Source organism: Arthrobacter sp. 05L428 (genome assembly GCF_056397665.1).
This window is the reverse complement of record NZ_JBFTNW010000006.1, coordinates 184345-196942: the sequence shown is the minus strand read 5'-3', so window position 1 is coordinate 196942 and position 12598 is coordinate 184345. Positions and strand designations below refer to the sequence as shown.

The 12598-nt window shown below is 68.2% G+C and carries 12 protein-coding genes; 3 read left to right on the top strand and 9 right to left on the bottom strand.

Annotated features, from left to right (window positions below):
- Window positions 1–121: 121 nt before the first annotated feature.
- From AC1DH3_RS12765 to arsB, 4 genes are read right to left on the bottom strand one after another with little or no spacing between them, the layout of a single operon-like run.
- Window positions 122–1330, bottom strand: a complete 1209-nt coding sequence (locus tag AC1DH3_RS12765) for an MFS transporter (RefSeq protein ID WP_476909449.1) — start codon at window positions 1328–1330, stop codon at window positions 122–124.
- 21 nt (window positions 1331–1351) lie between these two features.
- Window positions 1352–2734: an FAD-dependent oxidoreductase gene (locus AC1DH3_RS12760; protein ID WP_476909448.1), complete on the bottom strand. Its 1383-nt coding sequence runs from the start codon at window positions 2732–2734 to the stop codon at window positions 1352–1354.
- A gap of 27 nt (window positions 2735–2761) precedes the next feature.
- Complete coding sequence (locus AC1DH3_RS12755; protein ID WP_441418603.1) at window positions 2762–3184, bottom strand: arsenate reductase ArsC; 423 nt, start codon at window positions 3182–3184, stop codon at window positions 2762–2764.
- A 24-nt stretch (window positions 3185–3208) separates the two neighbouring features.
- A complete protein-coding gene (gene arsB / locus AC1DH3_RS12750) occupies window positions 3209–4300 on the bottom strand; it encodes an ACR3 family arsenite efflux transporter (protein WP_476909473.1) in 1092 nt (363 codons plus the stop codon).
- Window positions 4301–4467: 167 nt separating this feature from the next.
- Here arsB and AC1DH3_RS12745 point away from each other — a divergent pair, with 167 nt between their 5' ends.
- The 3 genes from AC1DH3_RS12745 (at window position 4468) to AC1DH3_RS12735 (ending at window position 5649) form a co-directional block, all read left to right on the top strand.
- The gene (locus AC1DH3_RS12745) at window positions 4468–4818 is read left to right on the top strand and encodes an ArsR/SmtB family transcription factor (RefSeq protein WP_175322642.1); all 351 of its coding nucleotides are present in this window, start codon (window positions 4468–4470) and stop codon (window positions 4816–4818) included.
- Window positions 4815–5339 carry an N-acetyltransferase family protein gene (locus AC1DH3_RS12740; RefSeq protein ID WP_476909447.1) on the top strand — a complete coding sequence of 175 codons (525 nt, stop codon included), beginning with the start codon at window positions 4815–4817 and terminating at the stop codon, window positions 5337–5339. The genes AC1DH3_RS12745 and AC1DH3_RS12740 overlap by 4 nt, the downstream gene beginning before the upstream one ends.
- A gap of 76 nt (window positions 5340–5415) precedes the next feature.
- A complete protein-coding gene (locus AC1DH3_RS12735; protein ID WP_476909446.1) occupies window positions 5416–5649 on the top strand; it encodes a hypothetical protein in 234 nt (77 codons plus the stop codon).
- A gap of 34 nt (window positions 5650–5683) precedes the next feature.
- Here the strand turns inward: AC1DH3_RS12735 and arsA are convergent, their stop codons facing one another.
- The 5 genes from arsA to AC1DH3_RS12710 form a co-directional block, all read right to left on the bottom strand.
- Window positions 5684–7447 carry an arsenical pump-driving ATPase gene (arsA, locus tag AC1DH3_RS12730; RefSeq protein WP_476909445.1) on the bottom strand — a complete coding sequence of 588 codons (1764 nt, stop codon included), beginning with the start codon at window positions 7445–7447 and terminating at the stop codon, window positions 5684–5686.
- Window positions 7448–7650: 203 nt separating this feature from the next.
- Window positions 7651–9213 carry a long-chain-fatty-acid--CoA ligase gene (locus tag AC1DH3_RS12725; protein ID WP_476909444.1) on the bottom strand — a complete coding sequence of 521 codons (1563 nt, stop codon included), beginning with the start codon at window positions 9211–9213 and terminating at the stop codon, window positions 7651–7653.
- A gap of 23 nt (window positions 9214–9236) precedes the next feature.
- Entirely contained in the window at window positions 9237–10433 is a 1197-nt protein-coding gene (locus AC1DH3_RS12720) for an acetyl-CoA C-acetyltransferase (protein ID WP_476909443.1), read from the bottom strand.
- Between the two features lie 29 nt (window positions 10434–10462).
- Complete coding sequence (locus AC1DH3_RS12715; protein WP_476909442.1) at window positions 10463–11719, bottom strand: acyl-CoA dehydrogenase family protein; 1257 nt, start codon at window positions 11717–11719, stop codon at window positions 10463–10465.
- A 130-nt stretch (window positions 11720–11849) separates the two neighbouring features.
- Window positions 11850–12554, bottom strand: a complete 705-nt coding sequence (locus AC1DH3_RS12710) for a TetR/AcrR family transcriptional regulator (protein ID WP_476909441.1) — start codon at window positions 12552–12554, stop codon at window positions 11850–11852.
- Window positions 12555–12598 lie beyond the last annotated feature (44 nt).

Sequence of the window (12598 nt, the reverse complement as noted above, 5' to 3'; positions counted from 1 at the left end):
CTCCCTTGCCTCAGTTCCCCGGCCCTCCGAGGGGCCCGCGGTCCCGGGTCGCGGTGCGGAGGGATTCCGGGCCCATGGCCTCAGTATGGCGCCTGAAGGCGGGATCGGACGCCGACGCTTCTCAGCTGATTGCGTGCGGCCGGACTCTGCGCTGGCTCACGACGGCGGCGAGGACGGCTGCCGTGCCGGCCGCGGCGTACGTCATGCCCGTGTACGTGCCCAGTCCGGCCGCCAGCATGGGTCCCGCCGCCGGAGCGATGGCGGTAACTGCTGTCAGCGGGGCCGAGAAGATCCCCTGCAGCGTGCCCAGGCTCCGGGTGCCCCAGCGGTCACCCACGATCGTGGCCTGCAGCAGGGTCTGGCACCCGCGGACCGCGCCGGCGACCATCCCGGCCGCGATCAGTACCGGCACCGGGCCGGGCAGCGCCGCCAGGAGGAGGATGGCACCCGCCGCCGTGCCGGTGATGCCGGGCAGCCGGGCGCCGGCCGGGATGGCGGCGAACAGCAGCCGGCCAGCCACCTGCCCGCCGCCCACCAGGCCAAGCCCCAGAGCGGCCGTGGCGTAGTCGGCGCCCTTTTCCAGCAACAGCGGGATGATGTTCAGGGTCACGGTGTAGAGCCCGAGGCACAGGAGGGCCATGAGGGCCTGCAGGCCGAGGAATTCCGGGCTTCGCCGGACATCCCGCGCCAGCGCACGGCGGTCCCCGGCGTTCGTGTTGGCGGTCGCCGGGGACCAGCTGTGGTTGAGGAATCGGGCATGCAGCGGAACCGTGATGATCGCCATGCTCCCGGCGAGGATGACAAAGGCGGCCCGCCAGCCGAATAGGGCGGTCAGGGCGGCGGTGGCAGGGGCGAAGATCGTGGACGCGCATCCGGCCACGAGGGTCAGGACGGTCAGGGGCCTGATGCGTGCGGGTCCGTACCAGCGGCTGATCACTGTGAATGCCGGCTGATACAGCACTGCGGCTTGCGCGGTACCGGCAAGCAGCCACGCGGCCAGAATCACCGGCAGGCTCGGCGCCGCAGCCACGAGAAGCATAGCCACTGTGCCAATCAGGGACCCGCCAACCATCAACGCGCGCGGTCCGGTTCGGTCAAGGATCCTGCCCACAAAGATGCCGGCCACCGCGGAGACCAGCAGTCCTGCGGAAAAGGCTCCCGTGACCGCGGCGGGATCCCAGCCGGTGTCCCCGCTGATGGGCCGGACCGCGGCGATTAGCGCGTAATAGAGCACGCCCCACCCGGTCGTCTGGGTGATGCACAGTGCGGCGAGGCCGCCACGCGGTGCGCCCTCCGCGACGAGGGTCGGGGTGGGAGCGTGCGTTGGCAACGGGAGGTCCCGGTCGGGTGGTCAGTTATCGCCGGAGCGGCCGTGCGCCAGGCCGGTGGGGAACCCGACGAGTACGGGCTCGGGCGCCCCGCAGCAGCCGCCGGAGGTTTCCGCCACGAAACCCGTTGCCGCGGCCGGGACGTCGCAACTGGTGCCGATGTCCGAGGAGCAGACCCCGGTTTCCGGCAGTTCGAGCTGGACGGTGTCGGCGGCTTCACGGTCCCCGGCCAGGGCGGCCGCGACGGAGCGGACCTGTTCGTAGCCGGTGGCCAGCAGGAAGGTCGGTGCCCGGCCGTAGGACTTCATGCCCACGATGTAGAAATCCTGCTCCGGGTGGGCCAGCATCTTGGCGCCGTGCGGTTCCACGGTGCCGCAGGAGTGGAACTCGGGGTCGATCAGCGGGCCGAGTTCCCGCGGTGCCTCGACGCCGGGGTCCAGCTCCAGCCGGAGTTCCCGGAGCATGTCGAGGTTCGGGCGGAACCCGGTGGCCGGAACGACGACGTCGGCGACGAGGGTGCGGCCGTCGGCGGCGGTCAGAGTGACGGCGGCGTCGTCGGCGGCGAGGCCCGCGATACCAAAGCCGGTGTGCAGCTCAACGGTGCCGTCCTCCACCAGGGCGCGGAGCCGGCTGCCGAGCTGGCCGCGGGCGGCGAGACCGTCGGCGTCGCCGCCGCCGTAGACCTTGGCTGCCGAAGCGCCGCGGATCGCCCAGACGATCTTCGTCCCGGGCTCCTCGCTTGCGAGCTCGGAGAGGTTGATCAGGGTGTTGGCGGCGGAGTGTCCCGCGCCGACCACGACGGCGGTGCGGCCGGCAAAGGCCCCACGGTGGCGTGCCAGCACGTCCGGCAGGGGAGAGGAGATGTGGCCGGCAGCGGCGGCTTCGCCGACGGCGGGCAATCCCGAGGTTCCGAGCGGGTTGCGGGTGGACCAGGTGCCGGAGGCGTCAATGACAGCGGCGGCCCGGTAGTCGCGGACTTCGCCGTCGGCGTGTTCAACCCGGACCACGAAGGGGGTGGTGTCACGGTTCCGGCTGTGGGTCTTGTCCATTCCCAGACGGGTTACCGCGACGACGTGGGCGCCGGTGTGCAGGCGTGACGCGATCGCCGGGAGTGAAGCCAGCGGGGTGAGGTACCGGTCGATGAGGTCGCCGCCGGTGGGCAGCGCCGTCGGCTCAGGAGCTTCCCAGCCGGTAGCGGCGAGCAGGCGGACGGCGGCGGCGTCGGTGTTGTACTGCCACGGCGAGAACAGCCGGATGTGGCGCCACTGCTCGATGGCGGCTGCCGGGGTCGGGCCGGCCTCAAGAATGAGCGGATCGAGGCCTCGCTCGAGCAGGTGGGCTGCCGCGGCGAGGCCGATCGGCCCGGCTCCGATGACAGCTACGGGAAGGGTTGTGGCTACAGCCATGGTGTCCTCTGTTTCTTCCGGTTGGGGCTACTTGGCGGCGGGGGTGAGGGAAGCGATGAGGCCCTCGATGCGGGACTTGATTTCGTCGCGGATGGGCCGGACGGCGTCGACGCCCTGGCCCGCCGGATCCTCGAGTTCCCAGTCCTCGTAGCGCTTGCCGGGGAAGATCGGGCAGGTGTCGCCGCAGCCCATGGTGATGACGACGTCGGACTCTTTCACGGCCTCGGTGGTGAGGACCTTGGGGATCTCGGCGGACATGTCGATGCCGAGTTCGGCCATGGCTTCGACGGCGGCGGGGTTCACCTTCTCCGCGGGCTGCGAGCCGGCGGAGCGGACCTCGATCCGGCCTTCGCCGAGGGTGGTGAGGAAGGCGGCGGCCATCTGGGAGCGGCCGGCATTGTGGACGCAAACGAAAAGGACTGAGGGCTTCTTGGCGGTGTCGGTGCTCATGGTGTTCTCCTGAAGTTTGTGGGGTTAGGCGGAAAGGGGGTGGGGGCCAAAGTAGCGCTTGCGGGCCCAGAGGGCCACGTAAACCAGTGCAACGAGGACGGGGACTTCGATCAAGGGCCCGACGACGCCGGCCAGGGCTTGACCCGAGGTGACGCCGAAGGTACCGATCGCCACGGCGATGGCGAGTTCGAAGTTGTTGCCGGCAGCCGTGAATGCCAACGTGGTGGTCTTCGCGTAGCCGAGGTCCAGCCGCTTGCCGACCAGCATCCCGGCGCCGAACACGACCAGGAAGTAGACCAGCAGCGGCAAGGCGATCCGGGCGACGTCCAATGGCCGGGACGTGATGGTCCCGCCCTGCAGGGCGAAGAGCAAGGTGATGGTGAAAAGCAGACCGTACAGCGCCCACGGGCCGAGCCGGGGGAGCAAGGTGCCTTCATACCAGTCGCGGCCCTTGGCTTTCTCGCCGATGGTGCGGGTCAGGAAGCCTGCCAGCAACGGGACCCCCAGGAACACCAGCACGGAGGCGGTGATGGACCAGAAGGAGAAGTCCGCGCTGGTGGTCGGCAGCCCAAGCAAGGACGGCAGGAGCTGAAGGTAGAACCAGCCCAGCGCACCGAAGGCGATGACCTGGAAGACGGAGTTGATGGCTACCAGCACGGCGGCGGCTTCCCGGTCGCCGCAGGCAAGGTCGTTCCAGATCATGACCATCGCGATGCAGCGGGCCAGGCCGACAATGATCAGCCCGGTGCGGTACTCGGGCAGGTCCGGGATGAAGAGCCAGGCCAGGGCGAACATGAACGCCGGGGCCAGCACCCAGTTCAGGACCAGTGAGGTAACCATCAGTTTGCGGTCGCCGATGACGCGGTGCGTCTGGTCGTAGCGGACCTTCGCGAGCACCGGGTACATCATCACCAGCAGGCCGACGGCGATCGGCAGCGACACTTCGCCGACCTTGACCGCCTCCAGCGCGGTGTTCAGGCCCGGGATGAAGCTGCCCAGAAGCAGTCCGAGGACCATGGCGGCAATGATCCACACCGGGAGGAAACGGTCCACGGTGGAGAGTTTGCCGGCGAGGGCAGCCTCACCTTCAGGGGCGGGCGACTGGTCGGTCTGGATGCTCACGGAACTCCTATGCTGCGCTGGCGCGGTTCTGCTTGTGGCTCCGCTGGCGCGGCCGTTTTGGTGCAGGGCTGTCTGTGCAGCGCTACGATAAATTGATGCTTGTCGATATGAAGTATCGCCAACTATATCGATGAATGTCAATCAATGTGCATAATAGAGGCATGAACTCTCTGCAAACCCTTGAACCGGCCCTTGACGAGGCCTGCTGTGCACCGTCCGGCCAGCCGGTCCTCAGTGCAGAGGATGCCCAGCGAAAGGCCCTCGTCTTCAAGGCCCTGTCGGACCCCAACAGGCTCCGGCTGCTCTCCATCGTCAAGGGCACCGGCGACGGGGAAGCGTGCGTCTGCGATCTCACCGAGCCGCTTGACCTGGGCCAGCCCACCGTGTCGCACCACCTTAAGATTCTGGTCGACGCCGGCCTGCTGCACCGTGAGAAGCGCGGCACCTGGGCTTATTACTCGCTGGTTCCCGGGGCCCTTGAGCAGACGGCCGGCCTGCTGGCTTCCCTGTGAGCGCGGCCGCCGCGCCGGACGTCACTGTCCGGCCGATGCGGGAATCGGACTGGCCCGACGTCCGGCGGATCTACAGCGAGGGAATCGCGACCGGGCAGGCGACGTTCGAGGCCGAGGCGCCGGACTGGTCCCGTTTTGACGGTTCGCGGCTTGCGTCCCACCGCCTGGTGGCGGAGGCGCCCGATGCCGGGATCCTCGGCTGGGCGGCCGTCTCCGCCGTATCCGGCCGCCCGGTTTACTCCGGCGTGGTGGAACATTCCATTTACGTATCCGAGGCGGCACGCGGCAGGCGGATTGGATCCGTCCTCCTCCGGTCCTTGATCGCTTCGACGGAACGGGACGGCATCTGGACCCTCCAGGCGAGCGTCTTCCCTGAAAACGAGCAGAGCCTGAACCTGCACCTTGCCCACGGATTCAGGGTGGTCGGCCGGCGGGAAAAGATTGCCCGGATGGCTTATGGTCCCGCCGCGGGTCAGTGGCAGGACACCGTCCTGATTGAACGGCGCACCCGGGTCTTTTAGTTCTTGTGCTGCCGACGCGCCGACGGGGAAGGTAGTCCCTGGGACCTGGCAACAGGACCAAAGGCAAGGAGGACACATGAAGACCGAGACCCCCACCACTGAGGACCGCTTGCGCGCGATGCTGGACAATGTCAGGATCGCGACCGCCAACACGCGCCGGGCAATGGATGCACCGGGAGATGAGGACTGGGTACAGGACGGCGAGTCCGATGCCGAGTACCTGCGGTCGATCCAGCGGGACACGATCGCCAGGCTGGATGCCACGGCCCGGGACCTCGAGGCGCTGCTGGACCGGGGCCCGACGGGCTAGCCGGGCTGCGGCGAAGGCCGGGCCCGGATCCAGCTCAGGCGGGCAGGGAGCTGAGGGCGGTCAGGGCCGATAGTTTGTCTTCGCCGATGGGCTCGTCGGGCAGCAACGGAATGAGGGCTACCCGGCCCGTCAGGGTCCGCACCTTGGAAATCTGTTCGACTTCGCTCGCGGCGCGGGCCTGCAGGAACGGCGTTTCCGGGTGCGCGGCGGCGATCGAGTTGTTGACCACCCAGGCCCAGGGATGAATCCCTGCCCTTTCCAGGTCAGCCTGCAGTTCCTCTGCTTCGAGCACCGGCGTCGGTTCGGCCAGGGTGACGAGAACAACCTTGGTCTGTGCCGGGTCCTGTAACCGCATGAGCGGCGTTACGAACCCCATGGTATCGCCGACCTGGCGGGCAATTTCGCGGTGGTAGGAGCCCGTGGCGTCCAGGAGCAGCAGGGTGTGGCCGGTGGGCGCGGTGTCGATGACAACAAAGTGCCGGCGGGACTCCTGCACCACCCGGGAGAACTGGCGGAACACGGCCACCTCGTCGGTGCACGGGGACAGCAGGTCCTCGGCCAGCGCCGCACGTCCTTCCTCGTCCAGGGTCCGGCCTTTGGTCGCCATGACGTGGCTGCGGTACTCCTGGATGGCCGCCTCCGGATCGATGCGCGAGACCGTCAGGCCCTTCACGGAACCGTGGAGTGTTTCGGTCAGATGGGCTGCGGGGTCAGTCGTGGTGAGGTGGACCACATGGCCCCTTTTGGCCAGCGCGACGGCGATGGCGGCAGCGACGGTGGTCTTCCCGACTCCGCCCTTGCCCATGCACAGCACGAGGCCGTGGCCGTCGGATTCCAACTCGTTCACCAAGGCGGCCAGCGGGGCGTCGTGGACTTCCGTCACCCGGGCCGCATCCGCCGTGATTCCGGCGTCGGAAGTGGCTACGAACAGGGACTCAAGTGCCGGAATGCCGACCATGTTGCCCGGCTTCAGCTCCAGGACATCGCGGGGCAGCCCGGCGACCGCGTCCGGTATGGCGGCCAGGGCTGCGGACTCGCGGGCCCTCAGGGCCCGCGCCAGTTCCTCCTCGCCTCCGGCTTCCGGCAGGAGGCCGTTGACGACGACGTAACCGCCCCCGATTCCGATCTGGTTGAGTTCGAGATATGTCCGCTCGATCTCGCTCAGGGACGAAGTCTGCGCACGCGTGACCAGGACAAGCCGGGTCCTCGTCGGATCGGTGAGGGCCCGGACTGCCGTGGCGTACACCTGTTTGTGCTTCTCGAGTCCTGACAGCGGGCCCAGGCAGGACGGGTCGCCCTTGCCGGCCGCCAGGAAATCGGTCCACGAGCCGGGCAGTTGCAGCAGGCGGAGCGTGTGGCCCGTCGGGGCGGTATCGAAGATGATGTGGTCATGTTCCCCGTAGGAGCTGTCGTCGGCGAGTAGGTTGGTGAACTCGTCGAAGGAGGCGATCTCCGTGGTGCACGAACCTGAGAGGCTCTCGGCGATGCCGGCCAGTTCCGACTCGGGCAGGAGCCCCCGGACGGGCGCGAGGATCCGTTCCCGGTAGGCCGCGACGGCCTGCTCCGGGTCAATTTCCAAGGCAGAGAGACCCGGCGCGCCCGGGATGGGGGTGACCGTGTTCCCGATGCTCAGGCCGAAGACCTGCCCGACGTTGGAGGCCGGGTCGGTGCTGACCAACAAGACCCTCTGGCCGGTCCTCGCGAGGCTTAGCGCTGTTGCGCACGCTATGGACGTTTTCCCTACGCCACCCTTGCCGGTGAAGAAGACGAACCGCGGAGCATTCTCGAGAAATTTCACGCCGGAACCTCACAGCAGCTTGTCGAGCCGCCGCAGCGTCCGGCCGGCTCAAGGCTTCGGGCAGCAGACATGAAGTTCTCCTTGGCTGGCTCACACCGGGACGGTCCCCGGCAGGGGCGCGCCGACTTGAGTGAGACACTTACCGTCAGTATATCGATAAGCGTCAATGCCACCCGGCCTGCCCGCCGTCGCCGCAACCGGCCTCAGACCCCGGGGGACTCGGCGGCCAGGCTCCGCTTGAGGATCTTCCCGCTGGGGCCGAGCGGGAGTTCCGTGAGCAGCCTGATGACGCGCGGATACTTGTATGCAGCCAGCTGGGCGCTTGCGAAGTCGATCAGCTCGGTCTCGGTGGTGGCGGCCCCCGCATCGAGCACGATCGCGGCCGCAATTTCCTGGCCGTGGACATCGTGCGGGATTCCATAGACGGCGGCGCTGACAACCTGGGGGTGAGAGAGGAGAATTTCCTCGACCTCACGGGGGTAGACGTTGTAGCCGTTCCGGATGATCATGTCCTTCTTGCGGTCCACGATGGTGAGGTAGCCATCCTCGTCCTTGGTGCCAAGATCCCCGGTCCGGAACCAGCCGTCCACGACGGCCTCGGCGGTGGCCTCGGGTCGGTTCAAGTACCCCTTCATCAGCAGGTGGCCGCGGACGACGAGCTCGCCGAGTTCGCCGGTCGGCAGCAGTTCGATGCTTTCGACAGTTTCGGCGCGCGCGATTTCAATGTCGACGCCCCAGATCGGGATCCCGATGGTGCCGGGCCTCGGTGCCGTGCCTACGTGGTTGAACGCGGCGACGGGGGACGTTTCGGTCAGGCCGTACCCTTCGTGGATCTCCACCCCAAAGACGTCGCGGAACTTGTCCATCACCGCAAGCGGCAACGACGCCCCGCCGGAGACGCCGTAACGGAGAGCGGCCGGGCGGGCCGCCGTCGTCTTGGCCGCTTCCAGAAGCGCCACGTACATCGTCGGTACCCCGACAAAGATATTGACCTTGTGCCGGTCCAGCAGCGCCAGGGCGCCCTCGCCGCTGAAGCGTGGCATCATCACGATCGTGGCACCCGCGCGGAGACCGGCGTTGAGGACAACCGTCTGGCCGAAGGTGTGGAAGAGCGGCAGGCCGCCGAAGAGAACGTCGCCCCGCTTGAAGTCCATGACGCTGGTCAGGATCACGGACGTCTGTTCCACCAGGGCGAAGTGCGTGCCCAGGGCGCCCTTCGGTTTGCCGGTGGTGCCGGAGGTATAGAGGATGGTGGCGGTGTCCGAGGGACGGCACGGGACGTAGCTGCGGATGGGCTCGGCCGCGGCGGCCTCGGCCTCGAGCCGCGGCAGTCCGTCGTCGTCGGGCGCCATGACCGTCAGGACATCGACGCCGGTGCTGGCGGCGCCGGCGGCACCTTCCTTGAGCAGCGCGGCGGCGCAGATCAACATTCTGGCGCCGCTGTCCTGGAGGACGTATTCGATTTCGCGTGCCTTGAGCAGGGCGTGCACCGGAACCACAATGGCTCCCAGCGACAGGACGGCGTAATAGACGCGGGCGAAATCCGGGACGTTGGGGATCAGGACGGCGACGGCGTCCCCCGGGCCGACGCCGCGCGCCCGGAGCGCCCCGGCGTAGGCGCGCGTCTCACGCCACAGATCTCCGTAGCTGGTTTCGTCGTCACCGACGATGAGGGCAACGCTGTCCGGCGTCCGCTTGGCGGATTCCGCCAGGATCGCCGCAACGGAAATGGTGGCGAAGCCGTCGCCCGTGGTGGTGTTGGTCATGGCCTGCTTCTTCGTAGGGTTGATTAAGCTTTGAGGATCAGGGCATCGCCCTGGCCGCCGCCGCCGCAGAGGGCGACGACGCCGGTGCCTCCGCCGCGGCGCTTCAGCGCCAGCGCCTGGTGCAGGACCAGGCGGGCGCCCGAAGCCCCCACCGGGTGGCCGAGGGCGATTGCACCGCCGTCGGCGTTGACGACGTCGGTCTCGATGCCGAGGTCGTTGGCTGACTGGATGAGGACCGAGGCGAAGGCTTCGTTGATTTCGACCAGGTCGAGGTCCCCGGCGGTGAGCCCCTCCTGAGACAAGGCGCGTTCAATGGCACGGGCCGGCTGGGAGTGCAGGGATCCGTCCGGTCCCGCGGTCTGGCCGTGGGCGCCGATTTCGGCGATCCAGTCCAGGCCGGCGGCGATGGCCGCGGCCTTGCTGGCAATCACCAGCGCGGCGGCGCCATCGGAAAGCGGCGAGGCCGAACCGGCGGTGATGGTTGCCGCTTCGTCTTTCGAGAAGGCGGGCCGGAGCTGGGCCAGGGATTCGGCGGTGGTCTCCGGCCGGATTCCCTCGTCGTGTTCCAGCGTCAGGGCGGGCCCCTTGCGTTGCGGCACCTGGATGGGCGCAATTTCCTCCGCAAGCACCCCGGCGGCGCGTGCCGCCTCGGCGCGCTGGTGGGAGCGGGCCGCGACGGCGTCCTGCTCGGCCCGGCTGATGCCCCGCTCGGCGTTTCCTGCGTCGGTGGCTTCGCCCATCAGCTTGCCACTGACCGGGTCCTGCAGGCCGTCGTGGTTCAGGGAGTCGAGCATGGGTGCGTCACCGATGACGACACCTGCGCGCAGCCCCGGGACCAGGTGCGGGGCGTTGGTCATGGATTCCTGGCCTGCGGCGACGATGAAGTCGGCCTCCCCGGCCCGGATCATCCTGGCGGCGTCGATGACGGCCGTGAGCCCGGAGAGGCAGAGCTTGTTAATCGTCACGGTGGGCACGTCCCAGCCGATGCCGGCGGCCAGGCTGGCCTGGCGCGCTGGGCCCTGGCCTGCTCCGGCCTGGATGACCTGTCCGACGATGACCGCGCCGACCTGTTCCGGGGAGACACCGGTGCGCTCCAGCGCGGCACGGATGGCGTGGGCGCCCAGTTCGCTGGACGAGAAGGGTGTCAGGCCGCCGCGGAAGCGGCCGAAAGGTGTCCGGGCGCCGCCGAGGATGACGGGGATGTTGGCGTTCTGGTTCATGGGAAGTCCTTTCCGAGGAACAACGTTGGTCAGGCGAAGGCTGAGGTGCCGGTGATTCCGCGGCCGATGATGAGCGCCTGCATGGTCTCGGTGCCCTCGTAGGTGTGGATGGCTTCGATGTCGGCCAAATGCCGGGCGACGCGGTTGGCCAGCAGGATGCCGTTGCCGCCGAGGAGATCCCGGGCATTGGAGGCAATGCCGCGGGCTGTGCGGGTGCAGGTGTATTTGGCCAGTGAGGCTTGCTCGGGGGTGAGCGACCCTTCTTCGTCGAGGCGGGTCATCTGGACGACCATCAGCTGCATGGTGGCCAGTTCGCTGAGCATCCGGGCCAGTCTTTCCTGCACGATCTGGGAAGCCGCCAGCGGACGGCCGAACTGCACGCGCTGCTTGGCGTACTGAACGGCGGTTTCGTAGCAGGCGGTGGCATGTCCGACGGCGGACCAGGCGACGCCGAGCCGGGTCGCCAGCAGGACGCGGGCCGTGTCCTTGAAGGTCCGCGCCCCCGGCAGCACGTTCTCCTGCGGGACGAAGACGTTTTCGAGCCGTATGTGGGCCTGCCAGATGGCACGCAAGGCCAGCTTGCCTTCGATCCTTGTAGCGGAGTAGCCGGGGGAGTCCTGCGGTACCAGATAGCCGTGAACCTGGCCGTCCTCACCCCTGGCCCACACCACGCTGACGCCGCCGACGGAGCCGTTGCCGATCCACTTCTTTTCGCCGTTGAGAAGGAAGCCGCCCTCCGTGCTGGTGGCTGTGGATTCAAGGGCCACCGAATCCGAGCCGTGGGTCGGTTCCGTCAGCGCAAACGCGGCGTATTCCGTGCCGGCGGCGATCGCCGGCAGCCAGCGTTCCTTCTGCTCGGCAGACCCGCACTCCGCTACGGACCGCAGGGCGAGCCCGCCCTGGACCGCGATCATGGTCGCCACGGAGCCGTCGCCTCGGCTGATCTCCATGTTCACCAGGCCGGCGGCCATGCTGGTCATCGCGGGGAACCCTTCCACGGGGACGCCGTCGCGCAGCAGGTCCAGCTGGCCGAGGCGGCGTAGGAGGTGCAGCGGATACTCGGCGCGCTCCCAGTAACTGTCTATGACTGGAAGTACCTCAGCCTGGACGAAGTTGCGGGCACGTTCCCAGTAGCCGCGGTCCTCGTCGCCGATCTTGGCGAACACGGAGGCGGGATCCGTGCCCAGGGCTTCGGTGAGCACGTAGTCGGGTTCGACCGTGCCGAGCGGAAATTCGTCCGTGGCCGCTGTGGCGGTGAGCCCGGAACCGGGCGACGTCGTCGTCATGGGTAAGTCCTCTGTCTGGGGCGCAGGGTTTCTCCGCCCCGCGTAGTGTGGTTCAGGCCACACCGACTAAGGATGCATTGAAACGGAGTCTCACGTCAAGAAACTCAGTGCCAGTAGTGGCGTGTCGAGCCTAGGGCAGGGCATCGCGGACGGCCTGCACTATCGCGTCCTTGTCTGCGCCCGCCGCGAGGACAGTCACGACGACGGCGGGGGCCGGGTGCGCCGGTCCGGAGCCCAGTAAGACTGGCCGGAAGATCTCGGAGAGGGCCTGAAGCTCGTTCGCGAGCGCCGTTGCCCTGTCCCGGGCGGCCGACTCGGTTTCCTGGGCCGCCCCGCTGCGAAGCCAGCGCCGGAGGAAGGCGTTGTGGACCGCGACGACGGCCGCGGCGAAGGAGACGGCCTTGTACTCGCGGCGCTCGGCGTCGGGCAGCTTGTCCAGCAGGTGCTGGAGGAACGCCCTCTCGTACCGGTGCGAGGTGACCAGTTCCCGGTCCCGCAGCGCGGGGACGGCCTGCATCAGTTCATAGCGCGCCCGGGACGATTCCCCGTTCCGCAAGTGGTGGTTGAAAACCAGCAGCGCCGCGTCCCCGATCGCTGCCAGTGGTTCCTGCATCGTTTCCGCCAGGCTGTCCGTCACCTGTCGCAGGATCCGCTCGTGGTCCGCGAAGACCACATCCTCCTTGGAGCCGAACTTCCGAAAGAAGGTGCTGCGGCTCATGCCCGCGGCGTCCGCAAGGTCTTCTACGGACGTTGCGTCATAGCCCTGCCTCGCCAACAGCCCGATAGCGGCGGCGGCGGGCGCGTCGGCATGGTGGCTTGGCGGGTGCGAGGTCATGGGCCGAAATCTAGCACAACCGCGGCTATCCGATCCGGGCCGGG

Bases quoted from the DNA above. Each gene is read 5' to 3' on its own strand.
- AC1DH3_RS12725 (WP_476909444.1), bottom strand. From the start codon at position 9,213: ATGACCAACACCACCACGGGCGACGGCTTCGCCACCATTTCCGTTGCG.
- AC1DH3_RS12710 (WP_476909441.1), bottom strand. From the start codon at position 12,554: ATGACCTCGCACCCGCCAAGCCACCATGCCGACGCGCCCGCCGCCGCC.
- AC1DH3_RS12755 (WP_441418603.1), bottom strand. From the start codon at position 3,184: ATGAGCACCGACACCGCCAAGAAGCCCTCAGTCCTTTTCGTTTGCGTC.
- AC1DH3_RS12735 (WP_476909446.1), top strand. From the start codon at position 5,416: ATGAAGACCGAGACCCCCACCACTGAGGACCGCTTGCGCGCGATGCTG.
- AC1DH3_RS12715 (WP_476909442.1), bottom strand. From the start codon at position 11,719: ATGACGACGACGTCGCCCGGTTCCGGGCTCACCGCCACAGCGGCCACG.
- AC1DH3_RS12720 (WP_476909443.1), bottom strand. From the start codon at position 10,433: ATGAACCAGAACGCCAACATCCCCGTCATCCTCGGCGGCGCCCGGACA.
- AC1DH3_RS12745 (WP_175322642.1), top strand. From the start codon at position 4,468: ATGAACTCTCTGCAAACCCTTGAACCGGCCCTTGACGAGGCCTGCTGT.
- AC1DH3_RS12760 (WP_476909448.1), bottom strand. From the start codon at position 2,734: ATGGCTGTAGCCACAACCCTTCCCGTAGCTGTCATCGGAGCCGGGCCG.